The organism is sulfur-oxidizing endosymbiont of Gigantopelta aegis (genome assembly GCF_016097415.1).
GTDB lineage: Bacteria > Pseudomonadota > Gammaproteobacteria > GRL18 > GRL18 > GRL18.
Genome location: NZ_JAEHGE010000003.1, coordinates 159,111 through 180,008, shown reverse-complemented (window position 1 = coordinate 180,008; position 20,898 = coordinate 159,111). Strand labels below are relative to the sequence as shown.

The 20,898-nt window shown below is 41.0% G+C and carries 17 protein-coding genes; 8 read left to right on the top strand and 9 right to left on the bottom strand.

The window, feature by feature from the left end; all coding sequences use genetic code 11:
• The first annotated feature begins 88 nt into the window (after window positions 1-88).
• The 6 genes from JEU79_RS24350 (at window position 89) to tsaA (ending at window position 6,462) form a co-directional block, all read left to right on the top strand.
• A complete protein-coding gene (locus JEU79_RS24350; RefSeq protein ID WP_198266516.1) occupies window positions 89-1,270 on the top strand; it encodes a phosphoglycerate kinase in 1,182 nt (393 codons plus the stop codon).
• Window positions 1,271-1,343: 73 nt separating this feature from the next.
• Window positions 1,344-2,795, top strand: a complete 1,452-nt coding sequence (pyk, locus tag JEU79_RS24345) for a pyruvate kinase (RefSeq protein ID WP_198266515.1) — start codon at window positions 1,344-1,346, stop codon at window positions 2,793-2,795.
• Between the two features lie 66 nt (window positions 2,796-2,861).
• Entirely contained in the window at window positions 2,862-3,926 is a 1,065-nt protein-coding gene (fba, locus tag JEU79_RS24340; RefSeq protein ID WP_198266514.1) for a class II fructose-bisphosphate aldolase, read from the top strand.
• A gap of 107 nt (window positions 3,927-4,033) precedes the next feature.
• On the top strand, window positions 4,034-4,537 hold the full coding sequence (gene purE / locus JEU79_RS24335) for a 5-(carboxyamino)imidazole ribonucleotide mutase (protein ID WP_198266513.1): 504 nt from the start codon (window positions 4,034-4,036) through the stop codon (window positions 4,535-4,537).
• Window positions 4,538-4,603: 66 nt separating this feature from the next.
• The gene (locus tag JEU79_RS24330) at window positions 4,604-5,734 is read left to right on the top strand and encodes a 5-(carboxyamino)imidazole ribonucleotide synthase (protein WP_198266512.1); all 1,131 of its coding nucleotides are present in this window, start codon (window positions 4,604-4,606) and stop codon (window positions 5,732-5,734) included.
• Window positions 5,735-5,745: 11 nt separating this feature from the next.
• Complete coding sequence (tsaA, locus tag JEU79_RS24325) at window positions 5,746-6,462, top strand: tRNA (N6-threonylcarbamoyladenosine(37)-N6)-methyltransferase TrmO (protein ID WP_198266511.1); 717 nt, start codon at window positions 5,746-5,748, stop codon at window positions 6,460-6,462.
• Between the two features lie 37 nt (window positions 6,463-6,499).
• On the opposite strand, the gene JEU79_RS24320 is transcribed toward tsaA, so the two are convergent.
• Window positions 6,500-7,831, bottom strand: a complete 1,332-nt coding sequence (locus JEU79_RS24320) for a DUF1015 domain-containing protein (RefSeq protein ID WP_246540709.1) — start codon at window positions 7,829-7,831, stop codon at window positions 6,500-6,502.
• Between the two features lie 60 nt (window positions 7,832-7,891).
• On the bottom strand, window positions 7,892-8,782 hold the full coding sequence (locus JEU79_RS24315; protein ID WP_198266509.1) for a phosphoribosylaminoimidazolesuccinocarboxamide synthase: 891 nt from the start codon (window positions 8,780-8,782) through the stop codon (window positions 7,892-7,894).
• A gap of 158 nt (window positions 8,783-8,940) precedes the next feature.
• Here JEU79_RS24315 and JEU79_RS24310 point away from each other — a divergent pair, with 158 nt between their 5' ends.
• On the top strand, window positions 8,941-9,549 hold the full coding sequence (locus tag JEU79_RS24310) for an NADPH-dependent FMN reductase (protein WP_198266508.1): 609 nt from the start codon (window positions 8,941-8,943) through the stop codon (window positions 9,547-9,549).
• A gap of 18 nt (window positions 9,550-9,567) precedes the next feature.
• Here JEU79_RS24310 and JEU79_RS24305 read toward each other — a convergent pair whose 3' ends face one another.
• The 5 genes from JEU79_RS24305 to JEU79_RS24285 form a co-directional block, all read right to left on the bottom strand.
• Entirely contained in the window at window positions 9,568-11,055 is a 1,488-nt protein-coding gene (locus JEU79_RS24305) for a hypothetical protein (RefSeq protein ID WP_214660672.1), read from the bottom strand.
• A 231-nt stretch (window positions 11,056-11,286) separates the two neighbouring features.
• The gene (locus JEU79_RS24300) at window positions 11,287-11,742 is read right to left on the bottom strand and encodes a YaiI/YqxD family protein (protein WP_198266600.1); all 456 of its coding nucleotides are present in this window, start codon (window positions 11,740-11,742) and stop codon (window positions 11,287-11,289) included.
• A 100-nt stretch (window positions 11,743-11,842) separates the two neighbouring features.
• Window positions 11,843-12,586 (bottom strand): carbonic anhydrase, encoded by a 744-nt coding sequence (locus JEU79_RS24295; RefSeq protein ID WP_198266599.1) that lies wholly within the window; start codon window positions 12,584-12,586, stop codon window positions 11,843-11,845.
• Between the two features lie 371 nt (window positions 12,587-12,957).
• On the bottom strand, window positions 12,958-15,324 hold the full coding sequence (locus JEU79_RS24290) for a DNA polymerase II (RefSeq protein ID WP_246540708.1): 2,367 nt from the start codon (window positions 15,322-15,324) through the stop codon (window positions 12,958-12,960).
• A 4-nt stretch (window positions 15,325-15,328) separates the two neighbouring features.
• Window positions 15,329-16,288 (bottom strand): hydrogen peroxide-inducible genes activator, encoded by a 960-nt coding sequence (locus JEU79_RS24285; protein WP_198266506.1) that lies wholly within the window; start codon window positions 16,286-16,288, stop codon window positions 15,329-15,331.
• Window positions 16,289-16,481: 193 nt separating this feature from the next.
• On the opposite strand from JEU79_RS24285, the gene JEU79_RS24280 reads away from it, so the two are divergent.
• Window positions 16,482-17,210 (top strand): glutathione peroxidase, encoded by a 729-nt coding sequence (locus JEU79_RS24280; protein WP_198266505.1) that lies wholly within the window; start codon window positions 16,482-16,484, stop codon window positions 17,208-17,210.
• 65 nt (window positions 17,211-17,275) lie between these two features.
• On the opposite strand, the gene JEU79_RS24275 is transcribed toward JEU79_RS24280, so the two are convergent.
• The gene (locus tag JEU79_RS24275) at window positions 17,276-19,972 is read right to left on the bottom strand and encodes an EAL domain-containing protein (protein WP_198266504.1); all 2,697 of its coding nucleotides are present in this window, start codon (window positions 19,970-19,972) and stop codon (window positions 17,276-17,278) included.
• Between the two features lie 160 nt (window positions 19,973-20,132).
• A complete protein-coding gene (gene bluB, locus JEU79_RS24270; RefSeq protein ID WP_198266503.1) occupies window positions 20,133-20,864 on the bottom strand; it encodes a 5,6-dimethylbenzimidazole synthase in 732 nt (243 codons plus the stop codon).
• Between the last annotated feature and the right edge of the window lie 34 nt (window positions 20,865-20,898).

The window sequence follows — 20,898 nt, the reverse complement described above, 5'->3', positions numbered from 1 at the left end:
TCTTCTCGCCGTTCTATTTAGATAAAGAAAATATGGAAATAATTATTATAGATTTAAAATTTTACAAAAATTTAAAAGAGGAATCAGCATGTCAGTGATTAAAATGACCGATCTGGATTTATCAGGAAAACGTGTACTTATCCGTCAGGACTTAAACGTGCCGATTAAAGATGGCAAAGTGACTTCTGATAAGCGCATCAGAGCTTCATTGCCAACTATTGAGTTAGCATTAAAAGCCGGTGCAAAAGTCATGGTCATGTCACACTTAGGTCGCCCTACTGAAGGCGAATATAGTGATGAATTCTCTATGAAGCCTGTTGCTGAACACATGGCTGGACTCATGAGCAGAGAAGTACGCTTAGTCAAAGACTATCTTGCTGGTGTTGATGTTGCCGATGGAGAACTAGTGTTATTAGAAAATGTGCGCTTCAATGTCGGCGAAAAGAAAAATACTGAAGAGCTAGCGAAAAAATATGCAGCACTCTGTGATGTATTCGTTATGGATGCTTTTGGAACTGCTCACCGCGCACAAGGTTCTACTTATGGCGCAGCTCAATTTGCTCCCATAGCCAGTGCCGGCCCTCTACTGGCAGGTGAATTAGAAGCCCTAGGCAAAGCACTGGATAATCCAGCGCGGCCAATGGTTGCAATCGTTGGTGGCTCAAAAGTATCGACTAAATTAACGGTTTTGGAATCACTGTCTAAAGTGGTTGACCAATTGATTGTTGGTGGTGGTATCGCCAATACTTTTATTGCGGCTGATGGCCACAATGTCGGTAAATCTTTGTATGAAGAAGACCTAGTAGAAACAGCAAAAAATTTGAAAGCTGCTGCTATTGCTCGCGGTGGTGACATTCCTGTACCGACTGATGTTGTTTGTGCTAAAGAATTTGCAGAAACAGCCGAAGCCACTCTGAAAAACGTGGATGAGACAACTGATGATGATATGATTTTTGATATCGGTCCTGAAAGTGCAAAAGCATTAGCAGACGTTATTATGAAAGCCGGTACTATCGTTTGGAATGGTCCTGTTGGCGTATTTGAGTTCGATCAATTTGGTGAAGGCACTAAGACTATTGCAATGGCGATTGCAGAATCACCTGCCTTTTCAATTGCCGGTGGTGGTGATACCCTAGCTGCAGTTGATAAATATAATATTTCCGATAAGGTTTCTTATATTTCTACCGGTGGCGGCGCTTTCTTGGAATTCTTAGAAGGTAAAAAATTACCGGCTGTTGCCATTCTTGAAGAGCGCGCTGCAGAAGCATAAAATAAGTAGCTAATAAGAAACAGCTTAACTCTTTTATTAAAGAGCCACTCCTTTTAGAGACAGCAGACACATAATGTTTAGACGGACAAAAATTTTAGCAACACTTGGCCCGGCCACAGATGATCCAAAAGTTTTAGATAAAATCATTGAGGCAGGCGTTGATGTTGTGCGCATAAATTTTTCCCATGGTACTGCTGAAGAACATCTGTCTCGCGCCGAAAAATTGCGTTCAAGAGCGCGTGCATTTGGCCGTCAAGTGGGCGTTCTTGCCGATTTACAAGGCCCTAAAATACGTATTGAACGTTTTCGAGATGGTCCAATTGAGCTTGGTGAGGGTGATGAATTCACCTTTGATGCTGGTTTGGCCAATGGCGATGGCGATCAAAGTAAAGTGGGTATCAGCTACAAAGAGCTGGTTGATGATGTCAAACGTGGTGATAACCTATTAGTCGATGATGGTCGCTTAGTTTTTTGGGTTGATCATGTTGAAGATAAAGAAATTGTGTGTCGTGTGGTGGTTGGTGGAAAACTCTCTGATCGCAAAGGCATTAATCTTCAAGGTGGTGGCTTATCAGCAGCTGCATTGAGTGAAAAAGATAAAAATGATATCAAAACAGCCGCTGAAATGGGCGCAGACTATCTTGCTGTTTCATTCCCTGTGTGCGCTGATGATATTCATTTAGCACGAAAGCTTTTTAGAGAGGCTGGTGGTCATGGTGGTCTGGTCGCTAAAATCGAGCGTGCTGAAGCACTTAATTGCATTGAAGAAATTATCGAAGCTTCCGATGTTATCATGATTGCCCGTGGTGATTTAGGTGTTGAAATTGGTGATGCAGCCTTACCACCTATCCAGAAACGTTTAATCAGCCTAGGTCGAACAATGAATCGTGTGGTAATTACCGCCACACAGATGATGGAATCCATGATTGAAAATCAAATTCCTACTCGCGCAGAAGTCTTTGATGTGGCTAATGCAGTTTTAGATGGCACTGATGCAGTGATGCTCTCTGCTGAAACAGCCGCCGGTAAATTTCCGGCAAAAGCTATTATTGCTATGGATCGCATTTGTCGTGAAGCTGAAAAGCAACGCCAGGCGAGTCAGTCAGATCATCGTATTCACACCGAATTTAAATACATTGATGAAGCCATTGCGATGTCAACAATGTATACTGCTAACCACCTTAAAGTAAAAGCCATCGTGGCCTTAACAGAGTCAGGTTCAACCACCTTGTGGATGTCACGCATTGGTTCAGGCATTCCCATTTTTGCCTTTACCGGGCATGTTGATACCCGTCGCAAAGTGACATTGTATCGTGGTGTTGTGCCCGTCAGTTTTGATATTACAACCACTGATCATGCAGAGTTAAATCGCGAAGTGGTTGATGAGTTAAAACGTCGAGGCTCAGTTAGAGATGGCGATTTGGTGGTAATCACCAAAGGCGATCTAGCCGGTGTGATGGGTGGAACTAATGCCATGAAAATTGTCAAAGTAGGTGATTTAATTGAACCTGACTTTGATGAGTAAAATCATAAAGTATAATAAGTAAATAAAATATAAACACTGAAAATAAACTAGAATAGGAGAGCCCAAATGGCTTTAATTTCAATGCGTCAATTACTAGACTATGCTGCAGAAAACAGCTTCGGTCTACCAGCGTTTAACGTGAACAACATGGAACAGGTCCACGCCATCATGCAAGCTGCAGATGAAACAGACTCTCCAGTGATTATGCAGGGATCAGCCGGTGCGCGTTCCTATGCAGGCGAACCATTTCTTCGTCACCTTATTGAAGCAGCTGTTGAAATGTATCCACACATTCCTGTTGTTATGCATCAGGATCATGGTTCAGAGCCAGCAGTTTGCTTACGTTCTATTCAGTCTGGATTCACATCAGTCATGATGGATGGTTCTTTAATGGCTGACATGAAGACCCCTTCTAGCTTCGAATACAATGTTGATACTACCCTTGAAGTCGTTAAAATGGCACATGCTGGTGGTGTTTCTGTTGAAGGTGAGCTAGGTTGTTTAGGTTCATTAGAAACTGGCATGATGGGTGAAGAAGATGGTCATGGTGCTGAAGGTAAATTAGACCTTGATATGTTGTTGACTGATCCTGAAGAAGCAGCCACTTTCGTTAAAGAAACCGGCGTTGATGCTTTAGCAATCGCAATTGGTACTTCTCATGGTGCTTACAAGTTCACTAAAGAACCTGAAGGCGATGTCTTACGTATTGATCGGATTGTTGAAATTCACAATCGTATCCCTGATACTCACCTTGTGATGCATGGTTCTTCTTCAGTGCCTCAGGACTGGTTAGAAATCATCAATAACTTCGGTGGTGACATGGGTCAGACCTATGGTGTACCGGTTGATGAAATCGTTGAAGGTATCAAGAATGGCGTACGTAAAGTAAATATCGATACGGATTTACGTATGGCTTCTACGGGGTCTGTTCGTCAGTTCCTGGCTGAAAATACTGCAAACTTCGATCCTCGTAAATTCCTTAAGGCTTCTACAGCGGCAATGAAGGGTATTTGTAAGGCACGTTATGAAGCATTTGGTGCTGCAGGTCACGCATCTAAGATTAAGGTTCAAACTTTAGAAACTATGATCAGTCGCTATGCAAGTGGTGAACTTGATCCTAAAATTTCTTAATAAGCTCAACTTTATAGAGCTATATTAAGAGAAGAGAGAATTCTCTCTAACATGAAAGAGGACGGCATCGCCGTCCTTTTTCTGTTTTAGTCATATATGGAACGAAAATGAGTAATGAAAACAGCACGCCGGTTGTTGGCGTAGTCATGGGAAGCAATAGTGATTGGGAGGTAATGAAAAATACCTGTCAGCAACTTAAAGATTTGGGAATTGCTTATGAAGCTAAGGTGGTTTCTGCCCACCGGACGCCGGATCTGTTATTTCAATATGCTGAACAGGCGCGTGGACGTGGGATAAAATGTATCATAGCCGGTGCAGGTGGTGCAGCACATTTACCGGGTATGTTAGCAGCAAAAACCACCATCCCTGTCTTGGGAGTACCGGTGAATTCTCGTTACTTAAAAGGTATGGACTCATTGCTTTCTATTGTACAAATGCCTAAAGGCATACCTGTGGCAACTTTTGCGATTGGTGAGGCAGGTGCAGCAAATGCAGGTTTGTATGCTGCGTCTATACTCTCTGTTACAGATGAATCAATTGCTGATAAACTACAAGCCTTTAGAGATAAACAGGCTGAAACTGTTTTAAAAATGGATTTACCTGCATTGTAGATTTTTTTAGGATAATAGTTTGAATGCTTTCTAAAATTTATAAGTTCGACAAATGAGGATTAAATCATGATTCTACCAGGCAAAACACTTGGCATGCTTGGCGGTGGCCAACTGGGAAGAATGTTTGTAATGGCGGCACACGCTATGGGCTATCATGTAATTGTGCTCGATCCCGATCCGGATAGTCCAGCAGGTCGCATTGCAGATGAGCATATTCATGCATCCTATAGTGATCATTGGGCCATTGAACAACTGGCTAAAAATTGTGATGCGATCACCACTGAATTTGAAAATATCCCTGCTGAAACATTAAAGAAATTGGAGCAATCTGTCCCTGTACGACCTTCTTCAGCAGCCGTTGAAATAGCACAGAATCGTATTGCAGAAAAAACTTTTCTGGCCGATAACGGTTTTGAAACGGCACGATTTTTTCCTATTTACGAAAAAGAAGATATTGAATTTGCTTTATCACAAATTGGTGGTACAGCAATTTTAAAAGTGGCCAGTTTTGGTTATGACGGCAAGGGTCAGGCCATAGTAAACAACGTAGACGAAGCGGTAAGTACATTTGAAGCAATGGGCTCAGTGCATTGTGTGTTGGAAGAAAAAGTTAATTTAGCCTCGGAAATTTCTGTGGTCTTGGCACGTGGTCATGATGGTGTAATTACCTGCTATCCCATTGGTGAAAATCACCATGTTAATGGTATTTTGGAATACACGGCTGTGCCCAGTAGTATGCCTAAGCGTATTCTTGATATGGCCATTAATGATGCCTCAGACTTTGCTGAAAAACTGGCCTATTGTGGCATTATGGCGGTGGAATTTTTCTTTACTACAGATGAACGTTTATTGATTAATGAAGTGGCACCAAGACCTCATAATAGTGGTCATTATAGTATTGACGCCTGTAAAACTTCTCAGTTTGAACAACAGGTGAGAATGCTCTGTGGTCTGCCTGCCGGGAGTGTTGAGCTTTTATCTCCGGTGGTGATGTTTAATATTCTTGGTGACATCTGGAGTAATGGTGAGCCGGATTGGGCACAGTTATTATCCAATCCTAATGTAAAACTACACCTCTATGGTAAGCGTGAAGCACGAGCGGGTCGTAAGATGGGGCATTTTACCTGTCTGGGTAATTCTACTTCTGACTTATTGCAGGAAACACGCCGATTAGCTAATGTATTACCCAAGCCTTAGACTGATAAAAAATGCCGGATAACACGGAACGACAATTTACCTTTAATACAATCGGTATTGTTCATTCCTGTTATAAAGATAAATTTGCCATTCCTAGACAAGCACGTTTAGTCGCTGCTGCCACTGCAAGCATTGAACTCATTGCACCTTATAACGACATTGAAATAACACGAGGACTGGATGAATTTTCCCATCTTTGGTTAAGTTTTATTTTTCATCGTCATGTCGGCAAGGGCTGGAATACGACTGTGAAACCACCCAGGTTAGACGGTAAAGAACGTTTCGGTGTGCTGGCAACAAGGGCTAGCTTTCGTCCCAACCCCATTGGCCTATCTCTAGTTGAAATGGATTCGATAGAGCAAAAAAATGGTAAGTTATTGATTCATGTAAAAGGTGCAGATCTGCTGGATCAAACCCCCATCATCGATATTAAACCCTATATTCCCTATGCTGATAGTATTCCCGATGCGAAGGGTGGCTTTACAGATCGGATTAATGAACAAGTACTGAATATTTGCTTTTCTGCCGAAGCTGAAAAAGGCCGCGCACAAGCCAGTCTTAAATATCCCCATATCAAAGAGTTTATCGAACAACTATTGGGCTTGGATCATCGGGCTTATTATTATAAAAAAATTGATAAGACATACTCAACCAAAGTTTATGACTATGATTTAAAGTGGACGATTAATGATACCAAGGTGTTGGTTAAGAGCTTGGAAGGATTGTAGGGTGGGCAAGTTTTATCTGCCCACGCTGTTTCAGGTGTTATTTTATTTTTCTAGCTTCTAAATAAAAACGCTTTTCATCGGCTTCACCCATCGAAAAAGTTTTTCTGGGTAGAGCACCATCAAAGATAATAGTTTTGAATAAGCTATGTTTAGAAATCGGAGGGAAGAAGAAGCCCATGTTGCCTTCTTTAACGCCCAGTTCATTGACCACATCATCGCCATGAATAAAATCAACTTTGCCGCCGTTATTATCCAGATAATCATTAAGAAATGATTCGATGGTCGCTAGTTCTAAGGTAAAAACAGGGTTTTCAATTTGAATATAGCCATAGCCTGAAATGTCATTGAAAGGCACGATATGAATATTTTCAATATTAGCAACTTGAGCACGTTGCTTCATTTCAGCTTCATTGTCACAACGACAAATGCTGCAGTTACCGGAAAAATGCGCCTGCATATCTTTTAATAATTGTTCCGGATTAACATTGAAAATGACCCGGTGAATGGGTTCGAATTGCAGACCTTCATCGTGGATATTAACAAGCTCAACTAAGGCATAGCGAGCGGGATTATCCATAACGCTTTGAGTGTCAGTCACATCCTGTTTAATTTTTTCCCAAATCGCTTTGGCCGTGGCTAAGGAATGATTGCCATCACCCATTGCATAAAGCAGTACGTCCTTTCCCTCAGCATTATATTTCTTGGCAAAGACTTCGGGTGAAGCAAGATTTTCAAGTGCATCAGCAACTTGTTGGATCAATTCAGGGGTATCAATGGCATAGCCTTTGAGGTGACCACTATTCATCATTAATTCAAAGTCATAAAGTGCTGTGGGATTTTGTTCAAACAGAGGCTCGATGACTGTCCGTTGAGGATCATCGATTAAAACCATGATATGTGGTAATTCGATAGCGGCATCCTGACGTACTTTAATCCGTGGTGGCAGACGATCAACAATCGTCCCTTCAGTAGCACGAATCAAGGTTTGTGAGCCCTTATTAAAATCATATTGCTCTAGATCGATAGCAACCACCAGGCCTTTTCTTGATGGAGCCTGTGAGGTTTTTCTGTCCACTAGAACAAAGCCCTTTTGGCTCATAGGGACTAAAATCTCATCATCAAGATATTGTTGCATATTATTGTTGATGTTTTTAATACGTTCATCACCATCGCTATCTTCAAGAAAGACTTCAGGAAAAATAACGTTCAACGTTGAAGGTTGGTTTTCAGTTGTGGTTTTGGCTTGCTCCCAATAGTCAGGCTGAGAGGTATATTGGTCACAGGCAACGACTGACCATTTATATAAATCAACGTCTTTATTCGGTAATAAAATTTCTGGCACTTGTAGACCGATTTTATCAAAATTCATTTTTTTCTCCGGCATAGCAAATATTAATTTCAGTATGCTTAACTAAATTGTTTAAGGGGCTTATTGGGGCTTGGTCAATCTGTCTAAGGCTTCTGCGTATTTGTCTGAGGTGTTTTTTACCACATCGTCAGGTAATTCAGGGCCGGGTGCTGTTTTATCCCAATCCAGTGTTTCCAGATAGTCACGTACATATTGTTTGTCAAAGCTTTGTGGGCTTGAACCGGGCTGATAGGCTTCAGCTAACCAGAAGCGAGATGAGTCGGGGGTGAGCGCTTCATCAATTAAGGTTAAATTATTATCACTATCGACACCAAATTCAAACTTAGTATCAGCGATAATAATGCCACGTGGTAAAGCATATTCGGCCGCACGGGTGTATAATTCAAGGCTAACAGTTTTGATTTGCTGCGCTAAGTCTTCACCAATAAGTGCTATCGTTGCGTCGAAATCAATGTTTTCATCATGTTCACCAACCGCAGCCTTACTTGACGGTGTGTAGATGGCTTCAGGTAGCTTGTCTGCGAGTTGCAAGCCTTGAGGCAATTGGATACCACAAATAGAACCGGTATTTTGATAATCCTTCCAGCCAGAGCCAATGATATAACCACGTATAATCGCCTCCACGGGCAAGGCTTTAAGTTTCTTGACGATAGTTGCACGCCCAGCAACTAAATCACGCTCAGTGGCATCAGGAATAGCCTCTTCTAAGGACATATCCGAGACTTGATTGGGCACGGTGTCATTGAAGTATTGAAACCAGAAATTAGACACCGAGGTTAAAATAGCCCCCTTGCCTGGAATAGCAGAAGGTAAAATAACATCAAAGGCAGATAAGCGGTCGGTGGTGACAATCAGCATATGATCATCCCCGACCGCATAAATATCCCTGACTTTGCCTCGATGGATCAGAGGCAGGCTTTTTAAATCGGTATCAAAGAGTATAGGAACCATGTTATCCACTTATGTTTTTGCTAATGTATTCATCAATAGCTTGAAAATAGGCTGACAATTATAAAACATTGGCTAACAAAAATCAGGCATAACTTGAATATGCGACTCTGAGTACCCATCAATACTTGATAGACAATCCGTTTTAGGAAGGAAGAAGTATGAAAATAGCGATTATCAGTGGTAGTCATCGACGCCAGTCACAAAGTCTAAAAGTAGCCAATCATATCCAAACCGTGCTCAATGTCAGTGGTGTTGAGACCTGGCTCTATAGCCTAGAAGACAATCCTCTACCCCTATGGGATGAAGGTGTGTGGGATGGAGCGCAGAACTGGGTCGATTTATTAACACCCTTACAAGAACAACTCCGTTCTTGTGATGCCTTGGTTGTTATTACGCCCGAATGGCATGGTCAAGTGCCTGCTGGCTTGAAAAACTTCTTCCTATTATTCGGAAAAAATGAGTTTTCTCATAAACCAGCCATGATTGTTTCCGTTTCATCGGGTATAGGTGGTAGTTATCCAGTGGCTGAATTGCGTATGAGTAGCTATAAAAACTCCCGTCTATGCTATATCCCTGAGCATGTCATTATTCGAGACGTAGAAACAGTATTAAATGAGGACAAAAGCAAAAATGATGAACGCTCCGATCCCTATATTCGTGAACGCCTGATATGGGCTTTGAATATTTTGCAGGAATACGGTAAGGCTCTAAAACTGGTGCGAGATAGTGGTGCTACTGAAACCGATAAATTTGGCAATGGTATGTAGTGGTGAATAAAAGAATCCCTATTCGTTTTTCATCACCACAAAGGCCCAAAACTCTTTATGGAAGGTGGTGAGGTCGATGGGATCGACTTTAGAATACATATCCCAAGGGACATTAGGCCATTTAATATTAACAAACTGCCCATTGTATACTTCATCAACAATGGGCGTGCCATAAAAATCCAGTGAATTTAATATCCTGATACGATCACCTTTTTTAGCAAAACAGCCTAGGCTGACGGATATCTCATCTACACGAAGATGATTGGTTACCATTAAATTAGCGCGTCTGGGATCATATTTATTGGGGCGCAAAATAGACTCAGATTCATTGGGTAGCTTTTCTTTATTATTGCCAAAAAGACGGCAAACAGGTGCTAGCCTATCGGTGATTAAAGTGCGTGTGAAATGATTATTATCACAATGTTGATTGTTTTCAGGGATGTAGCCAACGTCGGGGTAGTTCCAATAATCATTAGGCATTCTCATCTCATAACCATGGACGAAATTTTCATTAAAGTGAAAGTTTCTGGTTTTAGTGTGTGAGGTATGCAGGTAGTTTCTACGACCTGATTGTTCCCTGGGAGCAAACCAGGCATTCCCTTCAAAACGAAAATAATGAGTATAGCGTTCATCTTTATTTTCCGGGCCGCCAGAGCCGCGCACCTGCATGGCGGTAGAGAAATTACCAGCAAGAATATTATCAGTGACTAAACGCTCTGTTTCAGTGATATTTTGATGGTATAGCCCAGGTCCCGCACCTTTGGTGTCACCGAGGTGACCATTATCATAAACAAGCGAGCCATGTAATTCACTATTGGCGGTACTTTTCCAATGACTCACACCGGTTACCGAATTATGATGAATGGATAAATTAATAAATTTTGATTGATTGCCACCTAAAATATTAAGACTTTCCCGTGCATTTGGAAACTGACTGAGATCATTGCCGGGAATATGATAATCTTTGGGTCGCCATTCATTCCGGGGTGTCATTTCCAGATCCCATATCCACAGCCATGAGGCATAATAAATTAGAAAGCCACCATCAATGCTCACATGTGAACCAATTTCTGCACGAAGATGGATGGGCTTATTTTCTTCGCCGGAAAGCCTTACACTAAATTGTGCTGACTGACTATCGGTGGCATCAGGCTTATAATATTCACCCGCCATTAACCAGACGACTGAGCCACCGGGGATATTTTGTTGTGCAGATAAAACAGATTCCAAGTCCCAGGGGGAATTGCGAGTCCCCGCATTGTTTGGCAGTCCTGATGGTGAAACAAAATATTCAAGAAAAGGTTTGTCGAGTAAGACTCGTTCAGACCAAGCGCCTGAAACTGTTGATGGGCTTACTCCTTCACATTGAGTGGCAATAATGGGCGTTGTGGGGGTGATATTATTGGCAAAGGATGACAAAATCACGGTCATTTTTGCATCAGCAAACACTGCGGAGGAAGCTATAAAATATAGGCTGAAGATAGATAAAAATAGTCGTATTTGCATTAGTCGCACACTCCTAAACAACTGAACTAAAAAAAATATGTATTCATTGTAAATAATATCAATGAGAAAAACTGTGTGAATGGGCAAGGTTTGCAATAATTATGATCAAACTTTTACTGTGCTTCTAAACAATTTCATCCCCAAAGAAGAGATTACTCGTGTTGGCTCACCATTAATTTTCGAGATGATAATTGGAATATGGATAGTGAAACCCGTCAGATAGTCTGTATTTTAACGTGATTGAATGTGACGTGTGATAAAAGTATCTAGGTGATTGGCAAAGGCCTGTCGATCACTTTGGCTGAGTGGTGGAGGCCCACCGGTTTGTACACCACTACTGCGCATGGTGTCCATAAAATCACGCATATTTAAAATGGATTTAATACTGCTGGCAGAATAGAGTTCGCCACGGGGATTAAGTGCATGAGCACCCTTTTCTATGATTTCAGCGGCCAGAGGAATATCACTGGTGATGACTAAATCGCCCACATTGGCGCGTTTAACGATCTCATTATCTGCGACATCGAAGCCTGCTGCAACACGAATGAATTTAATAAAGTCAGAGGGCGGTGTTTGTATATGCTGATTAGCGACTAGTGTCACCAATACTTCTGTGCGCTTGGCAGCGCGAAATAAAATTTCTTTGACGACCACGGGGCAGGCGTCTGCATCAACCCAAATCTGCATTTTTGACCTCATTTATTGACTAAATATCCTTGCCATGAATTATACATGATATTCCATGGCGGAGAAGCTTAGAAAAAATATGATCTTGCTATGTAGCGCTTTACTTCAAGAGAGGACGAGCATTGGTTGCTTGGATTGGGCGATTATTGCCATGATGCATGACTTTTTCAAAAGCATGGATTTGCTCTTTTGAAGCACTGACAGCCTCTTTCATCACAAACCATCTGACGCCTTCTGAACAAGGTGGTGTGGTTAATGAACCATTAAAGCGATAATAGTCTTTGCTGGCAGGTAATATTTTATTGGCATCAGCAGTAGTTTTCATGACTGATTTATCACCGGCATGAGCAGGCATTTGTGACCATGCACCTGCTAAGGCTGAGTTTTCCTTACCTTCTTCAAACATGAGTGCGACGACGGCTAAGTTGCCCTCTTTATCCGCATGAACAAAATGTGCTTCTAAAGGATAAGATTTTCCCATGATGTGGTTTTCGCTAGGGGCATGGAAGTGAAACTGTAGCAGGTTAAATTGAATATTATCAATTTTCATGCTGCTGCCTTTAGCATAATTGACCTGCACAGTATGACCATTGTTGAGAATTTCATTGCCACCGGCCCGGTAAGAAAAATCAATGGCCTTTAGATCAGATTCAATGAAACCGGTTAAATTAATCGGTGATTGATTTTTGCCAGCACAAGCACCGTTTTCAGGTGTTAATTGAGCCCAGTTTGCAGGACCCATTTTTCCTTCATATCCCCAATGCGAACCGCTAGATGCTAACGCTGAACTTACAGATAAAGTAGTAGTTAAAAGTGATAGTGCCAAAATGAGAGACTTAGACATAATATTCCCTTTGTTTGTATTGTTAATAGAATTATAAAAATTGCACCAAATAGTATTATCTTTTGATGGCGCATTTTCAAGCTTAAACAAGGAAATAAATAGGTATAAGATGAGATTATAATGCTTGTATAGAGTGTTATTAGTGAACAATTAAACAAAAAATAAAATCAATTATGATATATAGTCATTTTACCTAGTGAATACCTTAAGTTCTTTTTTGCAACAGTAGGTATAGATGGTTAATAAATATGCAAGTTAAAATTAAAAGAGTTCATATTGTGTTTGAATGATTTTTTCTAATGATGAATCGACGACCATTAAAATAGCATCAACCACTGGAGCAATTTGTTTTTCTATATAATGTTCATAATCTAAAGAATGTTGATTATATTCAATAGGCTCAGGCCCCTAGTGGTGATGACATAATCGATCAAGCCACCATATTCATAGCGATTCTTATGAGCGTCATGATTAGCCTCTTTTGAACTATCCGCTATGGCATAAGCTTCAGCTTTGAGTGCCGCTTGAGCATGGGGAGGAATGTTTTTCTTATAATCCGATAATTTTTGCCGTAAACGTTTACGATAAATGAGCTGGTCATCAAAATCACCTTGTTTTAACTTCTGGATAATGTCTTTTAAATAGGCTTCATAAGGTAAATCATTAAAAATTCGTTGGTAAATTTCCTGCTGAACTTCTCGAGATAAGGCGGTCCAGTCGGTGCGTACCGTCTCCAGTCCTTTGAATATAATTTTATTTTTGACTTCGCCATTGTTAATGGTTTGAATCATGCCTGCATAACGTTTTTTACTGCCCTGATCAGAACCTCGTATGGTGGGCATAAAAAAACGAATATAATGGGTTTCATATTCCATTTCTAAAAATGATTCGATATGATATTTTTCCTGGAGTTCATTTTTCCAGTGTAAGTTTATTTTAGTAATTAATTGCTGCCCAATTTTATCAGCAATGGTTTTTTCTTTAGCGCCCCCTAAAGAAACAAAGACGGAATCGGTATCACCATAGATAACCTGATAGCCTTCCGCTTCGATCATTGTTGCCGTTTGTTTCATGAGCTCATGACCACGCAAGGTGATAGAGCTTGTCAATCGTGCATCATGCACCCGGCAGCCTGCTGTACCGAGTACACCATAAAAAGAATTCATGATGATTTTTATTGCTTGTGATAAGGCAGAGTTGTGATCTTTTTTCGCTTGATCCCGTGCTTGCCATAAGGATTTAATAATATCAGGCAGGATAAAATCATCACGGGCAAAGCTAATCCCATTAAAACCGGGTACGCAGTCAGCAGCATCAAGCTTTTGTGCTTTTACTCGGGCATAAGGATCAACCCGAAAAGTACGGATAATACTGGGGTATAGGCTCTTATAATCGAGTACCAGAACACTATCATAAATGCCAGGTTTTGAATTCATGACATAGCCACCCGGTGCGGAAATATTTTCATCACGATCATGAATGTCCGGTGCAACAAAGCCCTTGCGATGTAATCGTGGCAGGTATTGATTGTCAAAGGCGGCGACTGAACCGCCAGTGCGATCCATTTCCAGTCCAGTTAAACGTGCCCGCTCGATGACAAAGTCAATTAAATGCGTATGGTGAAAAATATCAATGACTAATTGACAGTCTTCAAGATTGTAAGCCGCCAGGGCCAATTTATCTTCATGAAACAAACGCTTGATTTCTTTGGCGGCACTGAGTGGATCGTAATTGCTGGCAGATTTTTTGGGGTCGGTTTTTTTGATGAGCTTGCCTCGGCCCAATAGCTCATTACCCACGGCTTCCAATGAAAAACTGGGGAAGTTCCAGGTGGCACTTTTGAGTGTATCGATGCCATCCAACACCACACGTCCGGGAATCAATAAAAAATAATGACTTTGTTCTGTTTGTGCTTTACGCCATACCGGCAGACTTTCAGCACGGCCAATGGCTAATGAAATTTTTAAACTATCAGCTTTTTTTTGTAAAAAAATAAAATCAAAATTTATCACATTCCAGCCGATAAAAATATCAGGATCTTGTTGAGCAATATATTCGATGAAGGCCAGCATTAAATCTTGTTCGCTTGAATAATATTCAATGTCTTTAGTATCATTTTCCCCTGTCCCTAACATTAAAATAATATGCCAACCTTCGCAGAGTAAAGAAATAGAATACAAATCCTGGCTATCATAGGCTGTTTCTATATCCAGTGACATGACTTTGAATAGACTTTGCTCTTGAACTTTCTCAAGTGGTTTGATTTTAGGGTTAAGAAATAATTGACCAGAACTTTTGTGCCCTGATGAGGCTGTATTGGGATAAATACTGACAGGACCACTGAGAAAGCGTTCGGTTAAATAACGTTCTACCGGTCGAATATCGGCTTCATAATGACTGATGTCTAATTGTTTTAAAATGTCTCTTGCCTGATACAGGCTTTGTTGTGAATTAAAATAAACGCCTGCGACAGCTTGATGAGAAAATGTTTTTAATTTTAAGTCTTTGATGGATACGCCAGCTAAGGCAGATAAAGCATGGCTGACTTGAACTCTATCTGCCTGGCAAATAAAAAAGATGGCCTGTTGATTTTCAATGAGTACGTGAATAGGGCCATTATCACTGGCAAACCAGAAATCCAGTACGATACCCTTGGCACTATCACGCCATTGACGTGTTAGAAGAAAAGCATCGATAGACTGATGTTTAGATGCAGGCTCAGATGTAGAAAGTGACATGGTATTACTTTGTCACCTTTGACTTTTCCCTAAATGGAGCGGGCAAAAAATGGCTAATTTGTTTTTTAACCAGCTTATATAGTTGTTCAAATTCTTCGGTTCGATTAGATTGAATGCGCCAGGCAAAACCAATCTCACGATAGTCGTTAGTAGTGTCCGCCAGTGGACTGGTAACGATATCAGTATTGTTTAAAATACCTGAGGCAATGGCCATTTCAGGTAAAAAAGTAACGCCCAAATCGTTATTAACCATCTGCACCAAAGTATGCAAACTACTGGCTGCAAACTCATTTATTTTTTCACTTCGTTGTAGATGACAAGCGGATAAAGCATGATCACGTAGGCAATGTCCATCTTCTAGCAATAGCAGGCTATGATCTTCTAAATTGGAATAATCTGCATTGAGTGACTCAGTTTTGGTTTGGCGGTTAAGTTGCGAATCTTTATGCTGGGCAAAATAAAAGCGATCTTCATAAAAACTTTTCATGACTACGCCAGTTGATGGGTAGGGCATGGCAAGTAAGACCAAATCCAGTGTGCCTTCGTTGAGTTGTTGTAACACCGTAGCGCTTTGCGCTTCACGGACGAAAACCTTTAACTCAGGAAACTCCTGCTTGATCATCATCAGTATTTGTGGAATGAGAAACGGGGCAATGGTGGGTATCACGCCCAGCTTCAAGGTACCACCAAAGGGGCGGGAAAAGGACTGTACTTGCTCAGTTAAGTCTTCTACGCTTAATAAGATGTGCTGAGCCTGCTGGACCACCTCCTCTGCCAGGGGAGTGAATAATATTTTTTTATTATCCCGCTCAATGAGACGTACACCTAAGACGTTTTCCAGCGCTGCAATACCACTACTGAGTGTTGACTGGCTAACAAAACAAGCCTTGGCCGCATCTCCAAAGTGTTGATATTTATGAACATTAATTAAATAATGCAGGTGCTTTAGACTGGGTAGGCGCATGATTAAACTCCCTAGAGACAGCAAATTTAGCTCGTATGAATAGTATAATCGATTTTTTCAATTATAACATTCTAATTAATCTGTTTTATTAATTTATAAATTTTGCATAAACTACACCCATCAGCTACAAATTGAGTAGCAAATTTTATATAACAAGCTTCTTGTTAAGAAGTTTTAAACAGGTGAAAATATTATGTTAGAGAATCGCGAAGGCCAAGACGTACCAGCAGTTACTTTTAAAACCCGTCAAAACAGTGAGTGGGTTGATGTGACCAGCAGTGACTTATTTGATAACAAGCGAGTGATTGTTTTTGCTCTACCCGGTGCATTCACTCCGACTTGTTCATCTAGCCATTTACCACGCTACAATGAATTGTTTCCAGTTTTTAAAGACAATGGTATTGATGATATTTATTGTTTATCGGTTAATGATACCTTTGTGATGAATGCTTGGCAGGATGATCAGAGTGCCGAAAAACTCACCATGATCCCTGATGGCAATGGCGAATTCTCAAAAGGCATGGGTATGCTGGTTGATAAGCGTGACCTGGGCTTCGGTGACCGCTCATGGCGTTATGCGATGATTGTTGATAATGGCATCATCGAAAAAATGTTTATTGAGCCAGAAGTAGACGGCGACCCGTTTGGCGTTTCTGATGCGGATACTTTGTTAAAGCACTTGAACCCAGATGCGAAGGCACTACCAACAGTGAGCATTATCACGCGTAAGGGCTGCCCACATTGTACGCGTGCTAAAGAATTATTAGCTAGCAAGGGTCTACCTTATGAAGAAGTTGAACTAAATCAGGAAGTGACTAATATTTCTTTGTCAGCCATCACGGGTGCTCATACCACACCTCAGGTGTTTATTGATGGCAAATTGATTGGTACAGCAGATGATTTAGAAAGCTATTTTGCTTAATACCTAACTCCTAATTAATCATGGTTTGATTTTGCTATTAACGAGCGAAATCAAGCTACGATTTTTTATTCATTGCTATTGTTTAAGTAAGCCATAATAGCACTGCCTATATTTTCAAAAGATTGTTCATCTTCAAAGGGAATCGGTTTACTGCATAAGTAGCCCTGAATAACGTCGCAGCCCTGCTGACGTAAAAAATCCAATTGCTCGTAAGTTTCCACTCCTTCGGCCACTACTTCCATGTCCATATTATGCGCCAGCGTAATGATCGCCGTCACAATTGCCGCATCATCGGGGTTATGAATAATATCGCGAACAAAAGAACGATCAACCTTTAGTGTGTCAAAGGGTAAGCGTTTGAGATAATTCATCGATGAATAACCTGTGCCAAAGTCATCAATGGCTAACATGACACCAAGCTCATGTAGTTGATGTAAGATTTTAGCGGCTTCGGATACATTGTTAATTAACAAACCTTCTGTTACTTCCAATTCTAAATAGCGCGGTTCAATGCCTGTTTCATGGAGTATGGTTTCAACGGTTCTGACAAAATCATTTTGTTGAAACTGCCTGATGGATAGGTTGACAGCAACACGATGAGGTTCAAATCCCATTTTTTGACGTGCCACTTCATCCAGACAGGCAGCGCGTAATACCCATTCACCAATGGGCACAATCAAACCCGTTTCTTCTAATAAGGGGATAAATTGGACCGGACTGATATTCACATAATCCGTATGAGACCAGCGTAATAGTGCTTCACGAGCAATAATACGATGCGTTTTTAAATTTAATTGTGCTTGGTAATGTAGAAAAAATTCACCCCGGTCTAAAGCACGGCGTAATTTCGATTCCAGAGCCAAGCGTTCCGATGCTTCGGAGTTATCTTTTTCAGTATAAAAGCAGAAGTGATTACCACCATTCCCTTTTGCCTGATACATGGCGATATCGGCTTTTTTTAATAAGGTTTGAGTATCGTCACCATCTTTGGGAAACATGGATATACCAATACTGGTGGAAATAAATAACTCCTGATTTTCAATGATAAATGGTTGAGTGAGTGATTCGATTAGCTTTTTAGCAAACACGGGTACGTCTTCATTGGAAGAAAGATCATTGAGCATAATAGCAAACTCATCCCCTCCTAGACGGGCAACTGTATCACCCTGACGTATACATTCTTCAAAGCGTTCAGCGGTTTCTTTGAGTAGTAAGTCACCGATGTTATGTCCCAGGGTATCATTGATAATTTTAAAACGATCCAGATCGAGAAACATGACGGCAATATTACGTTTATGCCACTTCATTCGGGGGATTGCTTGCTCTAGGCGATCTTTTAAGAGAGTACGATTGGGCAGTCCGGTTAGCGCATCGTGAAAGGCCAGATATTTTAAATGTTGTTGCGCTTCCATACGTTCGGTAATATTTTTACCGGTAGAAATAAAATGGGTGATTTCCCCTTGAGCATTTTTTTGCGGGGTAATGGTTTTTTCTTCATAATAGAGCGTACCATCTTTACGGCGGTTGACAATCACATCACTAAAAACTTTCCCTGCCAGTATGATTTTCCACATATGCTGATAAAAAGCTTCTTTTAACTTGCCGGATTTAAGAATACTGGGGGTTTTACCGAGTACTTCGGTGCGCTCATAGCCAGTGATGCCCTCAAAAGCAGGGTTCACATACTCAATAAGACCCTGAATATCGGTGATCATAATAGAATCAGCCGTATGCTCTACTGCCAATGATAATTTACGCATGGCTTCTTCAGCTTCATGGCGCTCGGTGACATCCTGTAAAGTACCGACCAGGCGTACTTGCTGAGTGTTTGGATTAAGATAAATTTCACCTTGCTGGCAAATATAGCTGATGGAATTATCGGGCTTAATGATCCGATGATTAATCTCAAAAAAATGACTATTGTCAGCAATCACCTGTTGATGCCGTTCGGTGACAGTCGTTCTATCTTTGGGGTGAATCCTTTCTATAAAGGCATCATAGGATGACTCAATTTCAGCTATTTTCAGACCTAACATGTGATAGATTTGATCAGACCAGTTCATGGTGTTGCTACTAAGATCCCATTCCCAGCTACCAATACGGGCAATACGCTGAGCTTCTGCGAGCTGCATTTGGCTTTCGGTGCGTTGCTTGACTTCGTTTTCCAGAGATTGATTAATCTGGCTTAATTTCAAGGTACGTTCTTCGACGATATGCTCTAACATATCATTGGATAGTGCTAGTTTCTGAATGGTTTTTAAATCTTGATAGGAGCGTAGTGCTGAAATCAGTGCGGTATTCATTTTGAGGGCGGTTAATTCAGATTTTTCTCGATAGTCATTAATATCATATTCTGAAATAATCTTTTTTTCTGGTGCCTGGCCCGGCTGGCCAGTGCGTAAAATAATACGTACAAATTTATTGTTTAATTGATCGCGAATATATTTGACCGCTTGCAAGCCTGCATCGTCTGTTTCCATTACGACATCGAGTAAAAGTACTGCAGTATTGGTGTGCTCGGCCATGAGGCGCTGTACATCTTCACCGGAATAACCGCTGACAATTTGTAATTTACGTCCCGCAAAGGAAAAATTTTGTAATACTAGGCAAGTGACATCATGTACGGCCTGATCATCGTCAATGATCATGACTTTCCATGGCTCGACATTGTCACCAACGGGTGTTTTAGTCGCAGCAGATTTTGGTTGAGAAACGTTAAAAAATAGTAGCTTATTAGTCTCTTTTTCAGACGGATTGGTCATTATGTTTCCTATACCTTGGCTATAAACTAAGTGTATCAGCCAAAAACCATTATCAGCCATCAGAGGCTTGATAACTAACAAACTTAAATATAGTAGAAATATGTCATTTATCTACAAAATAATGCAGACATTAGATAATATTTTGCAATCCAGTGCTTTTTTAATTATTGCTATCTGCTAGCGCCTGATATAATCCTTCATTACCCGTGGTATCAGTATTACCCCATTCTTCAAAGCAGAGTAGCTCCTCAGCAGGAATACGTTTGCGCCAGCCTTTTACCTCTAACTCTGGTTCAGTATAGAAATGTTCGACATAACCTAGACATAAATAGGCCACAGGGCTGACTGATTTAGGCAGTTTTAAGGCTTGTTTTAAAGCTTTTTTATTAAAAATACTGACCCAGCCAAGACCAACGCCTTCTGCCCGCGCCGCCAACCAAAGGTTTTGTACTGCACAAACACTACTGAATAAATCCATGGATTTATCGTGGGTGCGTCCCAGTATGACCGAGCCCCCTCGATCACGATCACAAGTAATGACTAAATTTATGGGGGACTCAATAATACCTTCGAGTTTAAGCTTTTTGTATTGCACACTTTGCTCAGGTTCGAACATATCGGCCGCTTGTTCATTGGCGGCTAAAAAAATATCATGTATTTTCTTTTTTGTTTCAGGACGTTGGATCAGTAAGAAATTCCATGGTTGCATAAAACCAACAGAAGGTGCATGGTGCGCAGCTTGAATAATGCGTGCTAACACGTCATCGGGGATCGGATCGGGTTTGAATTGCCCCCGCACATCACGACGAGAGTAAATAGTTTTATAGACTGCAGCTCGCTCTTCTTCAGAAAAAGTATGATCAAGCTGATGTTCAGGATTGGGGATTCCCATTGTCGATGCCTACATTTGAAAAAGCACCATTTTA